16 protein-coding genes are annotated in these 15,208 nt (G+C 70.9%); 6 read left to right on the forward strand and 10 right to left on the reverse strand.

All coding sequences use genetic code 11. The features are described from left to right. Positions 1-38: 38 nt before the first annotated feature. The 3 genes from EFA46_RS07920 (at position 39) to EFA46_RS07930 (ending at position 2,688) form a co-directional block, all read left to right on the forward strand. Positions 39-911, forward strand: a complete 873-nt coding sequence (locus EFA46_RS07920) for a polymer-forming cytoskeletal protein (RefSeq protein WP_176969848.1) — start codon at positions 39-41, stop codon at positions 909-911. A gap of 121 nt (positions 912-1,032) precedes the next feature. After that, positions 1,033-1,467, forward strand: coding sequence for a VOC family protein (locus tag EFA46_RS07925; protein ID WP_123076920.1), 435 nt, complete (start codon positions 1,033-1,035; stop codon positions 1,465-1,467). Positions 1,468-1,506: 39 nt separating this feature from the next. Then, positions 1,507-2,688, forward strand: a complete 1,182-nt coding sequence (locus EFA46_RS07930; RefSeq protein ID WP_123076918.1) for a redox-regulated ATPase YchF — start codon at positions 1,507-1,509, stop codon at positions 2,686-2,688. Between the two features lie 31 nt (positions 2,689-2,719). Here the strand turns inward: EFA46_RS07930 and EFA46_RS16215 are convergent, their stop codons facing one another. Next, positions 2,720-2,854 (reverse strand): hypothetical protein, encoded by a 135-nt coding sequence (locus EFA46_RS16215; RefSeq protein ID WP_255494050.1) that lies wholly within the window; start codon positions 2,852-2,854, stop codon positions 2,720-2,722. An 89-nt stretch (positions 2,855-2,943) separates the two neighbouring features. Further along, complete coding sequence (locus tag EFA46_RS07935) at positions 2,944-3,693, reverse strand: molybdopterin-binding protein (RefSeq protein ID WP_123076916.1); 750 nt, start codon at positions 3,691-3,693, stop codon at positions 2,944-2,946. A gap of 92 nt (positions 3,694-3,785) precedes the next feature. Here EFA46_RS07935 and EFA46_RS07940 point away from each other — a divergent pair, with 92 nt between their 5' ends. Beyond that, on the forward strand, positions 3,786-4,739 hold the full coding sequence (locus EFA46_RS07940) for a TIGR03557 family F420-dependent LLM class oxidoreductase (protein WP_123076914.1): 954 nt from the start codon (positions 3,786-3,788) through the stop codon (positions 4,737-4,739). Here EFA46_RS07940 and EFA46_RS07945 read toward each other — a convergent pair. The 5 genes from EFA46_RS07945 to EFA46_RS07965 form a co-directional block, all read right to left on the reverse strand. Then, entirely contained in the window at positions 4,709-5,179 is a 471-nt protein-coding gene (locus EFA46_RS07945; protein WP_123076912.1) for an NUDIX domain-containing protein, read from the reverse strand. The genes EFA46_RS07940 and EFA46_RS07945 overlap by 31 nt on opposite strands. 73 nt (positions 5,180-5,252) lie before the next feature. After that, positions 5,253-6,374 (reverse strand): pyridoxal phosphate-dependent aminotransferase, encoded by a 1,122-nt coding sequence (locus EFA46_RS07950; RefSeq protein ID WP_123076910.1) that lies wholly within the window; start codon positions 6,372-6,374, stop codon positions 5,253-5,255. 45 nt (positions 6,375-6,419) lie between these two features. Continuing rightward, positions 6,420-7,592, reverse strand: a complete 1,173-nt coding sequence (dnaJ, locus tag EFA46_RS07955) for a molecular chaperone DnaJ (protein WP_123076908.1) — start codon at positions 7,590-7,592, stop codon at positions 6,420-6,422. A 49-nt stretch (positions 7,593-7,641) separates the two neighbouring features. Beyond that, complete coding sequence (gene dnaK, locus EFA46_RS07960) at positions 7,642-9,555, reverse strand: molecular chaperone DnaK (protein WP_123076906.1); 1,914 nt, start codon at positions 9,553-9,555, stop codon at positions 7,642-7,644. A gap of 160 nt (positions 9,556-9,715) precedes the next feature. Further along, positions 9,716-10,375 carry a nucleotide exchange factor GrpE gene (locus EFA46_RS07965; protein WP_123076904.1) on the reverse strand — a complete coding sequence of 220 codons (660 nt, stop codon included), beginning with the start codon at positions 10,373-10,375 and terminating at the stop codon, positions 9,716-9,718. A gap of 135 nt (positions 10,376-10,510) precedes the next feature. Here EFA46_RS07965 and EFA46_RS07970 point away from each other — a divergent pair, with 135 nt between their 5' ends. Continuing rightward, a complete protein-coding gene (locus EFA46_RS07970) occupies positions 10,511-11,854 on the forward strand; it encodes a DEAD/DEAH box helicase family protein (protein WP_123076902.1) in 1,344 nt (447 codons plus the stop codon). A 29-nt stretch (positions 11,855-11,883) separates the two neighbouring features. On the opposite strand, the gene EFA46_RS07975 is transcribed toward EFA46_RS07970, so the two are convergent. After that, positions 11,884-12,234: a hypothetical protein gene (locus EFA46_RS07975; RefSeq protein WP_123076900.1), complete on the reverse strand. Its 351-nt coding sequence runs from the start codon at positions 12,232-12,234 to the stop codon at positions 11,884-11,886. 53 nt (positions 12,235-12,287) lie between these two features. Here EFA46_RS07975 and EFA46_RS07980 point away from each other — a divergent pair, with 53 nt between their 5' ends. Then, a complete protein-coding gene (locus EFA46_RS07980) occupies positions 12,288-13,799 on the forward strand; it encodes a DUF790 family protein (RefSeq protein WP_123076898.1) in 1,512 nt (503 codons plus the stop codon). Here EFA46_RS07980 and EFA46_RS07985 read toward each other — a convergent pair. Beyond that, complete coding sequence (locus EFA46_RS07985) at positions 13,796-14,299, reverse strand: hypothetical protein (protein WP_176969849.1); 504 nt, start codon at positions 14,297-14,299, stop codon at positions 13,796-13,798. The genes EFA46_RS07980 and EFA46_RS07985 overlap by 4 nt on opposite strands. After that, complete coding sequence (locus EFA46_RS07990) at positions 14,296-15,204, reverse strand: RsmB/NOP family class I SAM-dependent RNA methyltransferase (RefSeq protein ID WP_123076896.1); 909 nt, start codon at positions 15,202-15,204, stop codon at positions 14,296-14,298. Before EFA46_RS07990 ends, EFA46_RS07985 begins: the two co-directional genes overlap by 4 nt. Between the last annotated feature and the right edge of the window lie 4 nt (positions 15,205-15,208).

Here is a 15,208-nt window from a genome sequence, read left to right on the forward strand (position 1 = left end):
AAAAGGGGCGCGTCGGACGAGCGACCGACGAGTCCTTTATGCCGATGGGGCGGTTCCGTACGGCCGTGCTCGGTTCGGACCCCCTCGACCGGTTGCGGATCCCCGACGGAACGACCGTCGAAGAACACGACGTCGTGAACGACGGCGACGTCCTCGTCGGCGGGCAGAGCGCGGTCGAACTCGGGGTCCGCGCGCAGAACGTCGTGGCGGGCGAGCGCGCGCGCTTCGGCGGCGACATCGAGGCGGAGGGCGACTGTCGCCTCGACATGTGGTGCGACGTCGAGGGGAACGTGCTCGCGGGCGGCGACGCCTACCTCGGCGAGCGCGTGCACGTCGGGGGCCGCCTCGTCGTCGGGGGCGACCTCGACATCGGCGACGACGTCGACATCGAGGAGGGCTTCGAGGCGAACGGCTGGATCGTCATCCGGAATCCGATGCCGACGGTGGTCTTCTTCATGGCGTACCTCGCCCAGCTCCTCCGACTCGGCGAGGAGGCCGAGGCCCAGGAGCTCATCGACGACCTGACGGCGGAGACGGAGGCCGACCCGATAACGATTCCGCGCGGGGCGCGCGTCAGCGACGACGCGTGGCGGGTGTCGACGCCGGCGGAGGTCGGCGCGGAGTGTCGCCTCCACGGCAACGTCCGCGCGACGGACATCAAGGTGGGCCGCGAGTCGAACCTCTTCGGGAGCCTGCGCGCGCAGGGGGACGTCGTCGTCGGCGAGGAGACGAAGGTCCACGGGGACGTGACGACGCGCGGCGGCGACGTCTACATCCGCGAGGGCGCGCTCGTCCTCGGCGACGTCTCCGGCCAGAACGTCGTCATCCACCCGGACGCGGACGTGGACGGCAGCATCCGGGCGCGCGGCGAGATGACGCTCGACCGGGACCCGACGCGGGACCCCGAGTAGGCCGCTCCAACGGAGTCGGACGGACACACGAACGGCGAGCGAAGCGAGTCGTGAGTGAGGGGCACGAGCGCGGGCGACGCGAGTGAGTCAGCTATTTGCGCGCCGCGACGAACACGCGACTATGAGCGACGGCGACGCGACACCGAGCGCGCACCACTACGGAATCACGGTCGCAGACCTCGAGGACTCGCTCGCGTTCTACCGCGACACGCTGGGCCTCGACGTCCTGAGCGAGTTCGAAGTCTCGGGCGAGGCGTTCGCCGAGGGCGTCGGCGTCGAGAACGCCAGCGCCGAGTTCGCGCACCTCGACGCCGGCGGCGCGCGCGTCGAACTCGTCTCCTACGCGCCCGAGGGCGCGGACGTGCGGGGCGGGATGGTGAACGACGCGGGCGCGAAGCACCTCGGCCTCTCCGTGCCGGATTTAGAGGCGTTCCACGACGCGCTCCCCGAGGACGTGGAGACGCTCGCGGACGGCCCGCGCACGACCGAGAGCGGGACGACCATCCTCTTCGTGCGCGACCCCGACGACAACCTCGTGGAGATCGTGGAGGCCTGAAGCGAAACGGCCTTCTCGCCCTGTCTGCTACTCGGGCGCATGCTCTCTCTGGCGCTCGCGGGGAAGCCGAACGCCGGCAAGTCCACCTTCTACACGGCGGCGACGATGGCGGAGGTCCAGATGGCGAACTACCCGTTCACGACCATCGACGCGAACCGGGGCGTCACGCACGTCCGCACGACGTGTCCGTGTACGAGTCGCGAGGAGCGCTGTGGGAACGAGAACTGCCACGACGGGAAGCGCTACGTCCCGGTCGAGTTGCTCGACGTCGCGGGCCTCGTCCCGGGCGCCCACGAGGGGCGCGGCCTCGGCAACCAGTTCCTCGACGAGCTGACGAACGCGGACGCCATCCTGAACGTCGTGGACGCCTCCGGGGGGACGGGCCCGGAGGGCGAACCCGTCGAGGTGGGGTCGCACGACCCGATGGCGGACATCGACTTCGTGGAGGAGGAGATGGACCTCTGGCTCGCGGGAATCGTGAACCGGAACTGGGAGTCCGTCGAGCGCAAGTCTCGAAGCCCCGGCTTCGACATGGAGGAGGCGCTCACCGACCTCCTGACGGGGTTCGGCGCGAGCGAGTACGAGGTGATGGCGACCCTGCGGGAGATCGACTACCCCGACGACCCCATCCAGTGGACGGACGCCGACCGCGAGGCGCTCGCGCGCGACCTCCGCGCGCGGACGAAACCCATCGTCGTCGTCGCGAACAAGATCGACGTCGCGCCGGCGGAGAACGTAGAGCGCCTCATGGCCCTCGACAAGCCCGTGATCCCGGCGACCGCACAGGGCGAACTCGCGCTACGACGAGGCGCGGAGGCGGGCGCCATCGACTACGACCCGGGCGACGAGTCCTTCGAGGACGTCGGTGACCTCCCTGCCGAGCAGGCGGAGTTGCTCTCGGCGCTCCGCGAGACGATGGCCGAGCACGGCGGGACGGGCGTCCAGCGCGCGCTCGACCACGCGGTCTACGACCTGCTCGACCACATCACCGCCTATCCGGTGCAGGACGCCTCGAAGTGGACGGACGGGACGGGGACCGTCCTCCCGGACGCCTTCCTCCTCCCCCGTGGCTCGACGCCGCCCGACCTCGCGTACGCCGTCCACTCGGACATCGGCGACGGCTACCTCCACGCGGTGAACGCCCGCACTTCGCGGGAGGTCGGCGAGGAGTACGAACTCGAGGAGGGCGACGTCATCAAAATCGTGAGCACGGCGAAATAGTCGGCGAGCGAGGCGCCTCGACCCGCACGCCTCAGGCCCCGCACGTCGGCGTCGGTGCGCTGTCCCGGTCGTCGTTTCCGCGGATGATGCGCCCAATGAGGTCGTCGATGTCGGGGGCACCACCGCGACGGTCCGGTTCGTCGCTCGGGTACGTGGGTACTGGCATGGTGAATCCCCCGTGATATACTTTCTGGTAGAGGAACGTAAAGCTATCCCCGGCGAACGCGCCGGAGACGCGGTGTGTCCGCGCCGGCGTCAGTCCGTCAGGTCGGCGACGCGGTCTTCGAGGTCGGCGAGCGCCGCCGCGACCTCGGCCTTGTCCTCCCCCGTGACCTTCAGGCGGTTCGGTCCCTCGCCGGAGGGGTAGCTCCCGACGGCGACGTCGAACGCGCCCCGAACGGCGTCGAGCGCCGGTCCGAGCGCGCCCTCGGGCGCGCCCGTGTATATCGTCTCGGAGACGACGCTCCCGCCGAAGTCCTCGGCGACGCGGTCGAACATCGCGTGCACCTCCTCGGGAACGCCCGGGAAGACGTAGACGGCGCCCGCGTCGCCCTCTGCGGGGACCTTCGTGCCGGGCGAGAGCCCGGGGTCGTTCGGGAGGACGCGGGCGTCCTCGGGGACGGCCGCCCACGCCTCCACGTCCAGGTCGAGGTCGAAGCGCTCGGCTTCCTCGGGGTTCGCGTCCCGGTAGGCCGCGGCGGCGCGCTCGACGGCCTCGCGGGACGCCTCGGGGACGTGGAGGTCGCGGCCGGTGGCGTCCGCGACGGCGTCCATCGTCACGTCGTCGTGCGTTCCGCCGAGGCCGCCGGTGACGAGGACGGCGTCGTAGGCGTCGCGCCACTTCCGGACGTAGTCGGCGATGGTCTCGCGCTCGTCCGGCACGACGAGCACGCGGCGGACGGACGCGCCGCGCGCGGAGAGCTGGCGGGCGAGCCACGTCGCGTTCGTGTTCTCGGTGTCGCCGGCGAGCAGCTCGTCGCCGACGGTGAGGAGTGTGACGTCCATACGGGAGTGGAGGCGGGCGCGACGATTAAGCGGTGCGGCGTCGGCACGTGACGGCCCCAAAACACGACACTCCGGCGCGCGTCCCCCGAGGCATGACGGAGTTCGGCTACGCGCTGTCGAGCGAGGAGCACAGCGGGAGCGACCTCGCGGCGCTCGCCGCCGAGGCCGAGCGGCGGGGGTTCGACTTCGCACCGATCTCGGACCACTACCACCCGTGGATCCGCCAGCAGGGCGAGGCGCCGTACGTCTGGAGCAGCCTCGGCGCCATCTCCGAGACCACCGACGGCCTCGAGGTTGGGACGGGCGTCACGGCGCCCATCAACCGCCAGCATCCGGTAACCCTCGCGCAGGCGACGGCGACGACGGCGTCGATGTTCGACGGCCGGTTCTTCTTCGGCGTCGGCACCGGCGAGCGCCTGAACGAGCACGTCACCGGCGAGCGCTGGCCGCCCCACCACGAGCGCCTCGCGATGCTCGAGGAGGCCGTCGCAGTCATACGGAAGCTCTGGAGCGGGGAGATGGTGAGCCACGACGGCGAGCACTTCACGGTGGAGAACGCCCAGCTGTTCACCCTCCCGGCCGAGGACCCGCCCATATACGTCTCCGCGTACGGCGACCGAACCGCGAAAAAGGCCGCCGAGATCGGCGACGGCCTCGTCTGCGTCGGCCCGCAGGAGCGCGTCGTCGAGACCTATCGCGACGCCGGCGGCGACGGCCCGACGTACGGGCAGCTCGCCGTCTGCTACGCGGAGACGGAGGAGGAAGCCGTCGAGACCGCCTACGAGTGGTGGCCGACGGGCGACCTCCCCGGTGGGGTGAGCTCGGAGCTGCCGACGCCCGCGCACTTCGAGCACGCCTGCGAGGACGTGACGCGCGCGGACATCCGGGACGGGCACACGCTCACCGACCCCGACCCGGCGGCGCACATCGACGCCCTCGAGGAGTTCGTGGACGCGGGCTACGACCACGTCTACGTCCACAACGTCGGGCCGAATCAGGCGGCCTTCTTCGACTTCTACGAGGAGGACGTCTTACCGGCGTTCTGAGCCTCGTGGGCCGCGTCGGCGAGGTCGTCGAGGTGGGCGCCCTGCTCGCGGACGAGCGCGTCCGCGGCCTCCTCGATGCGCGTCCAGTGGCAGGCGTAGCGCAGGCCGTCGTCCTCGCCGCCGCCCGTCACCTCGTGCGTCCACTCGTCGGGGGCGTCCGTGACGGCGACGTGGAAGAAGTGGCGGCGATACGTCTTCGGCTTCGAGGGGTGTCGCCACTCGTCGGTCGCGACGGCGTCGAGGAGCTGGGCGTCGGCGAGCCCCGTCTCCTCGCGCAGTTCGCGCACGACGGCGTCGGCGGGGTCCTCGCCAGCCTCGATGCCGCCCTTCGGCACCTGCGGCCCCTCGCCGTCCGGCGGCTCGAAGACCAGCAGCTCCGCGCCATCGGACCGGGTCACGTACGCGTACGCCTTCTCGACGACGCGTCTCCCCTCAGTCATATCTAGGGAGTTCGCGCGTCGCCGGTTAAAGTACTCCGGTCAGTGAGCCGCCCGCCCTCGGGCGACGCCGCGACTAGCGCGTCGCGGCCGTCGCGTCGCGCATCGCGTCGAGCGCCGCCTCGATGTTCTCCATGCTCGTCGCGTAGGAGATGCGCGCGGAGCCCGCGCCGCGCTCGCCGAACGCGTCACCGGGGACGACGACGACGCCGCGCTCGAGCACTTCCTCGACCCAGCCGTCGGGGACCTGCGGCATCGCGTAGAACGCGCCCCTCGGCGTCGGCACGTCCAGCCCCATGTCCTCGAGGCCGTCGAGGAGGACGTCGCGGCGCTCCTCGAACGCCGCCACCATCTCCTCGACGGGGTCCTGCGGGCCGGTGAGCGCGGCTTCGGCGGCGTACTGCGCGGGCGCGGAAGCACACGCCTGTGCGTACTGGTGGACGCGGAGCATCCGCTCGACGCGCTCGCTCGCGCCCGTCACCCAGCCGAGACGCCACCCGGTCATCGAGTACGTCTTCGAGCAGGCGTTCACGACGACGACGTTCCCCGCGTCGTCGAACTCCAGCGGGGAGCGGTGCTCGCCCTCGAAGACGATGTGCTCGTAGACTTCGTCGCTGATGCAGAGCACGTCGTACTCGGCGGCGATGCGCGCGAACTCGCGCATGTCCTCGGGCGAAGCCACCGCGCCCGTCGGGTTCGCCGGCGAGTTCACGACGAACGCCGCCGTATCCTCCGTGATGTGCTCTTCGACCGTCGCCGGGTCGAGCGTCAGGTCGTCGCGCAGCGGCAGCCCCACCGGTTCGCCGTCCGCGAGCTTCGTCAGCGCGTCGTAGGAGACGAAGCCCGGGTCGGGGAAGAGCACTTCCTCGCCCGCGTCGACGTGCGCCTCGATGGCGAGGTGGAGCGCCTCGCTCCCGCCGGAGGTGGCGATAATATCTTCCGGATCGATGTCGAGGCCGTTGTCGCGCGCGTGCTTCGCGGCGACCGCCTCGCGAAGGCTCCGCGTGCCCTTGTTGGACGTGTAGCCGTCAGCCTTCCCCGCCTCGATGGCGTCGATGGCGCCCCGTCGGGCGTGCTCGGGCGTCGGGAAGTCGGGTTGGCCGAGGCCGAGGTTGATCGCGTCCTCGTCCGCCGCCTCGAACACCTTCCGGATGCCGCTGATGTCGATGGCCTCCACGCGTCGGGAGAAGTCGCTCATACGCGAAGGGGCGGCACGGACCCGATTAAAGGGACCGGGTTCGACTCACAGCGAGCTCTTGATCTTCTCGAAGAAGCCCTGCTCGACGTCGACCTCCTCGCCGCCGGCTTCCGCGAACTGCTCCAGGGCCTCGCGCTGCTCCTCGTTCAGGGAGTCGGGCGTCACCACCTGCACGGTGACGTAGAGGTCGCCCTGCCCGCGCCCGCGCAGTCGCGGCATGCCCTTCCCGCGCAGGCGGAAGCGCTCGCCGCTCTGCGTCCCCTGCGGGACGTCGAGCTCGACGGCGCCGTCGAGCGTCGGCACCTCCACGCTCGCGCCGAAGACGGCCTGCGGGAAGGAGATTGCGTGGCGGTGCTCGAGGTCGTCGCCGTCGCGCTCGAACTCCGGGTGGTCGGCGACCGAGACCTCGATCAGGAGGTCGCCCTTCGGCCCGCCGTTCTCGCCGGGCGCGCCCTCGCGCTCCATGCGGAGCGTCTGGCCGTCCGCGATGCCGGCGGGCACCTCGACGGTGAGCGTCGCCTCCCGGCGGACGGTGCCCTGACCGCTGCACTCGCCGCAGTTCTCGCTGTATATCTCGCCCTCGCCGCCACAACGCCGACACTCCTGGCGCTGCTGGACGCGACCCAAGGGCGTCTGCTGGACACGCGTCGTCTGACCCTGCCCGTCGCACTCGGGGCAGGTGCGGACGTCCGCGTCGGCGGGGTGGCCGCTCCCGCCGCACTCCCCGCACGCCTCGGGTCGGCGCACCGTCACCTGCTTCGTGGCGCCGTCGTAGGCCTCCTGGAGGTCGATGCTGAGGCGGGTGCGGAGGTCCTGACCCTGTCGGGGGCGGTTCGGGTCCTGTCGACCGCCGCCGCCGAAGAACTGCTCGAAGATGTCGTTCATCCCGCCGGCACCGCCGCCGCCCATGCCGCCGAACGGGTTGCCCTGGCCGCCCATGCCGCCGGCGCCGCCCATCCCGCCGTCGCCGCCGGGGTCGGCTCCGTGCTTCTCGGCTTCCGTGTAGCGCTCGTGGCCGAGTCGGTCGTAGGCCTCGCGCTTGTCCTCGTCCGTGAGCACCTCCTTCGCCTTCTGGATCCGTTTGAACTTCTCCTCGGCGTCGGGCTCGTCGCTCACGTCCGGGTGGTACTGCTTGACCTGCTCGCGATACGCCTTCTTGATCTCGCTCTCGTCGGCGTCACGACTGACCCCGAGCGCGTCGTAGAAGTCCTGACTCATCGAAGTTCGTTAGCGAAGGGTAATGTGCGGAGGCGGTTAGGCGTTGGCTTCAGTTCTCCTCGGCGTCGTCGGACTCGTCGTCCCCATCCACATCTTCGAAGTCGGCGTCGACGAAGTCGTCGGCGTCGACGTCCTCGGGGTCCATGTCGCCCATGTCACCCATACCGCCCATGCCGCCCATGCCGGCGCCGGCACCGGCGCCGCCCGCGCCGGCCTGCGCCTGCTGCTGGTAGGCCTGCTTGCCGACCTCTTGGAGGTCCTCGCTGAGTGCCTCGGTGGCCGCTTCGATCTCCTCGGTGTCGGCGTCCTCGTCCTCGAGGACGGCCTCGACGTCCTCGATGGACGCCTCGATGGTCTCGCGCGTCTCGTCGTCGACCATCTCCTCGTTCTCCTCGAGGAGCGTCTCCGCGCGCTGGATCGTCGTCTCGGCCTCGTTGCGCGCCTCGATGCGCTCGCGGCGTTCCTCGTCCTCCTCGGCGTGCTGCTCGGCCTCCTCCTGCATGCGCTCGATCTCCTCGTCGCTGAGGCCGGCGCCGCCCTCGATGGTGATGTCCTCGGCGTTCCCCGAGCCCTGGTCCTCGGCGGAGACGTTGACGATGCCGTCCGCGTCGATGTCGAAGGACACCTCGATCTGCGGGGTGCCGGCGGGCGCGGGCGGGATGCCGGTGAGCTGGAACGCGCCCAGGAGTTCGTTCTCCTCGGCGATCTCGCGCTCGCCCTGGAAGACGCGAATCTGCACGCTCTGTTGGTTGTCGGCGGCGGTGGTGAACACCTTCGAGGCCTCCGTCGGAATCGTGGTGTTCTTCTCGACGAGGCGCTCGAAGAGCCCGCCCTTCACCTCGATGCCGAGACTCAGGGGCGTGACGTCGAGGAGGACGACGTCGTCGACGTCCCCGCTCAGAACGCCGCCCTGCACGGCCGCGCCGAGCGCGACGGCCTCGTCGGGGTTGACGGACTTGCGGGGCTCCTGCCCGGCGAGTTCCTCGACCTTCTCCTGGACCTGGGGCATCCGCGTCGACCCACCCACCAGAACGACGTCGTCGATGTCGTCCGTGTCGAGGCCGGCGTCGGCGAGCGCCTGCTCCGTCGGGCCGACGGTGCGCTCGATGAGGTCGCTCGTGACCTTCTCGAAGGTCGCGCGCGTCACGTCCTGTTCGAGGTGGACGGGGCCGTCGTCGGTCGCCGTGATGAACGGGAGGTTGACGGTCGTCTCCTTGCGGCTACTCAGTTCGATCTTCGCTTCCTCGGCGGCGTCCTTCAGGCGCTGGAGGGCCTGGCGGTCCTCGCGGAGGTCGATGCCGTGCTCGGCCTCGAACTCGTCGGCGAGGTGGTCGATGAGGGCTTCGTCCCAGTCGTCCCCACCGAGGTCGTTGTCGCCGTTCGTCGCGATGACGTCGTAGGCGCCCTCGGCGATGTCGAGGACGGAGACGTCGAACGTCCCGCCACCGAGGTCGTAGACGAGGACGGTGCCCTCGCCCTCGTCGTCGAGGCCGTACGCCATCGACGCCGCCGTGGGCTCGTTGACGATGCGCTCGACGTCGAAGCCCGCGATCTGGCCGGCGTTCTTCGTCGCCTGGCGCTGCTTGTCGTTGAAGTACGCGGGGACGGTGATGACCGCCTTCTCGACGTCGTCACCGAGGTAGTCCTCGGCGTCGCGCTTGATCTTCTGGAGGATGCGCGCCGAGATCTCCTCGGGCGTGTACTCGTCGTCGCCGAGCGCGACCGTGTAGTCCTCCTCGCCCATGTGGCGCTTGATGGACTGGACGGTGTGCTCGGGGTTCTGGACGGCCTGGTTCTTCGCGGGCTTGCCGACGAGGAGTTCGCCGTCGTCCCACGCGACCACCGAGGGCGTCGTCCGGTCGCCCTCGCTGTTCGGGATTATCTCGGGCTCGCCACCCTCCATGACCGCGAACGCGCTGTTCGTGGTACCGAGGTCGATACCGAGAATCTTCTGACTAGCCATCTTGGGAGAGAATGAACCGCTGTTTCGGTTTAAAGCTTGCTAGTGTGGACGGTTCCCACGGCGGCCAGCGAGCACGAAAACGGGAGTTTCAGACCCGTTGCGCACCGTAGAGCGCTGGATTTATGATGAACCGGTAGGCGAGCGCCGTCGCCCCTCGTGCCTACTCCCCGCCGTCGGCGCCCGAGCCGTCGCTCACGGTCACTTGCGCCGCGCGCAGGACCTTCCCGGCCATCTCGTAGCCGGGCCGATAGACCTCCGCGACCGTCCCCTCGGGCTCGTCGCTCGACACTTCGAGCATCACCTCGTGGCGGTGCGGGTCCGTCTCGGTGCCGGGCTCGGGCGCGATCTCCGCGACGCCCTCGTCCTCGAAGACGCGGTCGAGCTCGCGCTTCGTCATCTCCACGCCCTCGCGCAGGGAGTCCGTGTCACCCGTCTCCTCGGCGAGAGCGCGCGTCAGGTTGTCCCGAACGTCGAGGAGGCTCGTCACGAGGTCCTCGGTCGCGCGCTCCTCGGTCTCCTCCTGCTTGCGCTTCGCGCGCTTCTTGTAGTTCTGGAAATCCGCCTGCACGCGCTGGAGGCGCTCCTCGGTTTCCTCGAGTTCGGCTTCGAGGTCCTCGACGGTCTCCGCGAGCTCGTTCCGGTCGCCCACGACGTCCGCGACCTCCTCGGCGAGCTCCTCGTCGTACTCGGCGACGCGGTCCGCGAGCGTCGGCCCGCTTGCCGCGCCCTCGCCCTCGGACGGGTCGGCGTCGGTGCCCTCGGCCGCGTCGGCGTCCCCGTCCTCGATCTCGACTTCGACTCCGTCGGCGTCCTCGGTCATGCGTGTGAGAAGCGCCTTCCGCCGTAAAAGCGTTTCAGAACGCCCGTCGCGCCGCACGCACCGCCCGCCTGTCGCGCTCGCGAGACGCACGCGAGAGGGACGGAGATTTACGGCCCTACGCGCTACTCCCCGCCGATGACGGTCACGCTCGACTACGAGGACGGCACGGTGCGTGTCGGCGGCGACGCCGACGTCTACGGGCGACTCCCGTACGTCGAGCGCGACGACCGCACCGACTCGGGGCGGGTGCCCGGCCACCGGTACGGCCCGCTGCGCGCGCACTTGCGGACGCTCGGCACCACCGTCGAGGACTCGGTGCCGCGCTGGGAGCGCCTCGACGTCGCCTCCACCTACGACCTCCGGGAGTACCAGCGCGCGGCGCTCGACGCGTGGCGCGAGAACGACGAGCGCGGCGTCGTCGAACTCCCCACCGGCGCGGGCAAGACCGTGCTCGCGCTGAAGGCCATCGAGGCCGTGGGCGAGACGGCTCTCGTCGTCGTCCCCACCATCGACCTCCTCAACCAGTGGCGCGAGGAGTTGGAGCGCGAGTTCGACTGCGACGTCGGCCAACTCGGCGGCGGCGAGCAGTCCGTGGGGGCTGTCACCGTCGCCACGTACGACTCCGCGTACCTGCGCGCGGACGAACTCGGTGACCGCTTCGGCCTCGCCGTCTTCGACGAGGTCCACCACCTCGGCGGCGAGGGCTACCGCGACATCGCGCGCCTGCTCGCCGCGCCCGCGCGTCTCGGCCTCACCGCGACGTTCGAGCGCCCGGACGGCGCACACGAAGTCCTCGAAGAACTCGTCGGCGACGTGGTGTACCGCCTCGACGTCGACGACCTCGCGGGCGAGCACCTCGCCGCCTACGACGTCCGGCGCCTCGAAGTCCCGCTCACCGACGCGGAGCGCGAGCGCTACGAGGAGGCCCAGAGCACCTTCACGGACTACCTCCGGCAGGCGAACATCACGTTCACCTCGGGGAGCGACTACCAGGAGCTCGTGAAGCGCTCCGGGAACGACCCGCGCGCCCGGGAGGCCCTCCTCGCGAAGCAGCGCGCGCGCACCATCGTCCAGGAGTCGGACGCGAAGGTCGCCGAGCTCGAGTCGCTCCTCGAGCGCCACCGCGAGGACAGGGTCATCGTCTTCACGGCCTCGACGGACCTCGTCTACCGGCTCTCCGAGCGCTTCTTGATCCCGCCGATCACGCACGAGACGGGCGCGGCCGAGCGCCGCGAAATCCTCAGGAAGTTCCGCGAGGGCACCTACTCGCGCGTCGTAACCGCGAACGTCCTCGACGAGGGCGTCGACGTCCCGGACGCGAACGTCGCCGTCGTCTTCGCGGGCTCGGGGAGCGAGCGCGAGTTCACCCAGCGCCTCGGGCGCGTCCTCCGGCCGAAGGACGACGGCTCGCGCGCGACGCTCTACGAGCTCGTGAGCGCCGACACCGCCGAGGAGCGCGTCGCGAACCGGCGACGGTAGGCGACGGACCCGGCGGCAGTGTGGCTGACCTATCGGACGTCCTCGAGCGAGACGGACAGCTCGAGGCTGCTCACGTCCGCCTCGTCGACGTCGCCGTACGTCGTCTCGACGGCGCGCGTCTCGTGGGCGCCGAGTTCGACCTCGATGCGGCGCTCGACGAGCTCGCCGTTCACCTCGGGCGCGAAGACGACGGTCGCGCCGTGGCGGGCGTCGCCGACGTTCGAGACGACGGCGGTGACGACGAGCGCGCCGTCGTCGTCAAAGTGGAAGTCCTCGCTCGCGACGAGGAGCGACGACTCCGCACTCTCCGTCCCCGCACAGCCCGCGAGCGCGGCGAGCGCGACCGTTCCGGCCCCTCGGAGGAGCGTCCGGCGATCCATGGTGGCTATGCGCTTCCCCACCCCTTTTATCCGCCGGTCGCCAACGCGGATTCGTGCTCACGAAGGACCTGCTCCGCGTGTCGCGCGCCGGCGGCGGCTACCGCCCGCGATTCGCGGGCGGGGACGCCGACCGCGAGGCCGCACGCCGGGTCCTCGACACCTACCGCGAGCGCGTCGGCGACGACCGGCGCGCCCTCGACGACGCGCTCTCCGCCGTCGAGCGCGACGCGCCCGACTTCAAGCTCGTTCGCGGGCTCGCGAAGCTCGCGGAGCGCGACGCGACCTTCGAGGTACGCGCACCGGTCGACCCGGTGACGGCGCGACGCGTTGCGTTCGCCGCGGCCGAGGACGTCGGCGTCGTCACCGAGGCCGAACGCGACGCCGCGCTCGAGGCGGCGGGCGAGCGCCTCGACGCGCCGGCCGACGCCGTCGCGCGGAGCCTCCACGCCGACCGGGAGTCCCGCGAGGTGCTCGCGGGCTTCGATCCGCGCTGGACGCCCGCCGACCTGCTCGCGCAGTACAACCTCTCGCTCGCGCAGACCGCGCTCTTCGATGCGACGGAGGTCCGCGTCCGCACCGACGACCCGCGCTCGCTCGTCCTCGCGATCAAGCGCCTCGGCCTCCTCTACGAGGTCCACGAGGTCGAGGGCGGCGTCGGGCGCGAGGTCGTCCTCACGGGCCCGGACGCGCTCTTCACGCGCACACGGCGCTACGGCACGCGTTTCGCGCGCGTCCTCCGCGCCGTCGTCGGGCGCGAGACGTGGCGCCTCGAAGCCACCATCGACGACCGGGGGACCGAGCGCACGATGGTACTCGACGACTCGGACCCGCTCTCCGTCCCGGACGCCGACCCCGTCACCGAGGTGTCCTACGACAGCGGTGTCGAGCGCGAGTTCGCGGCGCGCTTCGAGGCCCTCGAGTTGGACTGGGACCTCGTGCGCGAACCCGACCTGCTCGACGCCGGCGAGCACCTGATGGTGCCGGACTTCGCCTTCGACTACCGCTACGCGGAGTTCCGGGTCTACTTCGAGATCATGGGGTTCTGGACGCCCGCGTACGTCGAGAAGAAACTCGCCCAACTCGAGGCGACGGACGTCGAGTTGCTCGTCGCCGTCGACGAATCCCTCGGCGTGGGCGAGGAGATCGAGACGCGCGACCACCGCGCCATCCCCTACACGGGGTCGGTGCGCGTGAAGGACGTCGTGGACGCCCTCCGGGAGTTCGAGGCCGGCCTCCGGGCGGACGCGAGCGCCGACCTCCCGGCCGCCCTCGTTCCCGACGCGGACGTCGTCTCGCTCGAGGCGCTCGCCGACGAATACGGCGTCCCCGTCGACGCCGTCGAGGACCGGGAGTTCCCCGAGCACGAGGTGGTCGGGCGGACGCTCGTCCGCCCCGCCGTGCTGGACGCGCTCGCCGAGGACGTCGCGGCGGGGATGGCGCTCTCCGAGGCCGAGGAGATCTGCGAAAAACGCGGCCTCACGGAGACGAGCGCGGTGCTCTCCCGCCTCGGCTATCGCGTCGAGTGGGAGGGCCTCGGCGGCGGCGTCCTCCGCGAGAAGGCCTAGAGGTCGCGCTGGCGGCCCTTCGGAATCATCGAGCGGAGCTCGCCGTGGAGGTAGAGGCCGACGCCGAGCGGTTCGCGCGCTCCCTCCATCTCGTGCGCGGCGATGAGGTAGCCCCAGTCGCCGTCCCACGCTATCTCTTGGTCCTCGCCGGCGACGAAGCGTTCGGCCTCCTCGCGCGTGAGGTCGACGACGCAGTCGGTGGCGTGGCGCCCGAAGCGCTGGGCGGCGTTCGTCGTCGGCTTCCAGTGCTCCTGGCGCGTGCGGAGGAACGTGATGCCGAGCGACTCGACTTCGAGGCCGTCCGGGACGGCGCTCGGGGACACCCAGATCTTGCCGGCGCCCTTCTCCCAGAACGCGTAGTCCTCGAACACCTCGGGGGGGACGCCGAATCGCTCCGTCCAGTAGTCGAGGACCGCCTCGCGGGTGGGACGGCCCTCGACCGTCTTCTCCGCGTCGCTCGCGGGCAGGCGCTCGAAGCGATGGCTCGTGTTCTCGCTCATCGCGCCACCTCCAGCTTCGCGCAGAAGAACCCGCCCGTGTCGTTCTGGTGGGGGTAGAAGCGCTTCGCGTCCGCGAGCGACTCGTCGTACGTCTCGCCCTCGAACTCGGTGAGGCCGGGCGAGTGCTCAAGGCCGACGTCGAACTCGACGAGGTCGACGGGTTCGTCGGCGAGGACGGCGTCGACGACGGCCTCGTTCTCCTCGGGCGCGAACGTGCACGTCGAGTAGACGACGTGGCCGCCGTCGCGCGTCAGCTCGACGGCGCGGCGCAGGATGTCCTCTTGGAGGCTCGCGATGTGCAGGCTCGCCTCGCGGCCGACGTCGTCGAGCGCGTCCGCGTTCTTGCGGACCGTCCCCTCGCACGTACAGGGGACGTCCGCGAGCACGGCGTCGAAGGCGTCGACGCCGAAGCCGTCGGTGGTGAAGCGCCGCGCGTCCCCGTTCGTCACGGCGACGCAGGTCGCGCCGAGGCGCTCGGCGTTCGAGCGGAGCGCGGAGAGCCGCCCCAGGTTGTCGTCGTTCGCGACGAGGAGCCCCGAGTCGTCGAGGCGGTCGGCGAGCTGCGTCGTCTTCGACCCGGGGGCCGCGCACGTGTCCCAGACCGCGTCGCCCGGGTCGGGGTCGAGCGCGACGGCGGGCACCGCCGACACCTCCTCCTGGCCGTGAATCCAGCCGTGGAAGTACGGCCACGTGTTGCCGGGTTTGTCCGTGTCCACTTCGAGGACCGACTCGTTCCACTCGCGGCGCGTCACCGCCACGCCCTCGGCTTCGAGGGCCGCCACCGCGCGCGCCGGGTCGGCCTTGATGCCGTTCACCCGGACCACCGACGGGAGCGGGCGCTCGCAGGCCGCGAGGAAGGCGTCGTAGTCGTCGATAATCGGCTCGTAGCGTTCGAGCGCGTCCATTCTC

Source organism: Halarchaeum sp. CBA1220 (assembly GCF_003721175.2).
GTDB classification, from domain to species: domain Archaea; phylum Halobacteriota; class Halobacteria; order Halobacteriales; family Halobacteriaceae; genus Halarchaeum; species Halarchaeum grantii.

What these genes read in the sequence shown, in the direction of transcription:
- EFA46_RS07990 (WP_123076896.1), bottom strand. Translation starts at nt 15,204, where the DNA reads ATGGACGCGCTCGAACGCTACGAGCCGATTATCGACGACTACGACGCC.
- EFA46_RS07920 (WP_176969848.1), top strand. Translation starts at nt 39, where the DNA reads ATGCCGATGGGGCGGTTCCGTACGGCCGTGCTCGGTTCGGACCCCCTC.
- EFA46_RS07965 (WP_123076904.1), bottom strand. Translation starts at nt 10,375, where the DNA reads ATGACCGAGGACGCCGACGGAGTCGAAGTCGAGATCGAGGACGGGGAC.
- EFA46_RS07930 (WP_123076918.1), top strand. Translation starts at nt 1,507, where the DNA reads ATGCTCTCTCTGGCGCTCGCGGGGAAGCCGAACGCCGGCAAGTCCACC.
- dnaJ (WP_123076908.1), bottom strand. Translation starts at nt 7,592, where the DNA reads ATGAGTCAGGACTTCTACGACGCGCTCGGGGTCAGTCGTGACGCCGAC.
- EFA46_RS07945 (WP_123076912.1), bottom strand. Translation starts at nt 5,179, where the DNA reads ATGACTGAGGGGAGACGCGTCGTCGAGAAGGCGTACGCGTACGTGACC.
- EFA46_RS07975 (WP_123076900.1), bottom strand. Translation starts at nt 12,234, where the DNA reads ATGGATCGCCGGACGCTCCTCCGAGGGGCCGGAACGGTCGCGCTCGCC.
- EFA46_RS07940 (WP_123076914.1), top strand. Translation starts at nt 3,786, where the DNA reads ATGACGGAGTTCGGCTACGCGCTGTCGAGCGAGGAGCACAGCGGGAGC.
- EFA46_RS07950 (WP_123076910.1), bottom strand. Translation starts at nt 6,374, where the DNA reads ATGAGCGACTTCTCCCGACGCGTGGAGGCCATCGACATCAGCGGCATC.
- EFA46_RS07985 (WP_176969849.1), bottom strand. Translation starts at nt 14,299, where the DNA reads ATGAGCGAGAACACGAGCCATCGCTTCGAGCGCCTGCCCGCGAGCGAC.
- EFA46_RS07970 (WP_123076902.1), top strand. Translation starts at nt 10,511, where the DNA reads ATGACGGTCACGCTCGACTACGAGGACGGCACGGTGCGTGTCGGCGGC.
- dnaK (WP_123076906.1), bottom strand. Translation starts at nt 9,555, where the DNA reads ATGGCTAGTCAGAAGATTCTCGGTATCGACCTCGGTACCACGAACAGC.
- EFA46_RS16215 (WP_255494050.1), bottom strand. Translation starts at nt 2,854, where the DNA reads ATGCCAGTACCCACGTACCCGAGCGACGAACCGGACCGTCGCGGTGGT.
- EFA46_RS07925 (WP_123076920.1), top strand. Translation starts at nt 1,033, where the DNA reads ATGAGCGACGGCGACGCGACACCGAGCGCGCACCACTACGGAATCACG.
- EFA46_RS07935 (WP_123076916.1), bottom strand. Translation starts at nt 3,693, where the DNA reads ATGGACGTCACACTCCTCACCGTCGGCGACGAGCTGCTCGCCGGCGAC.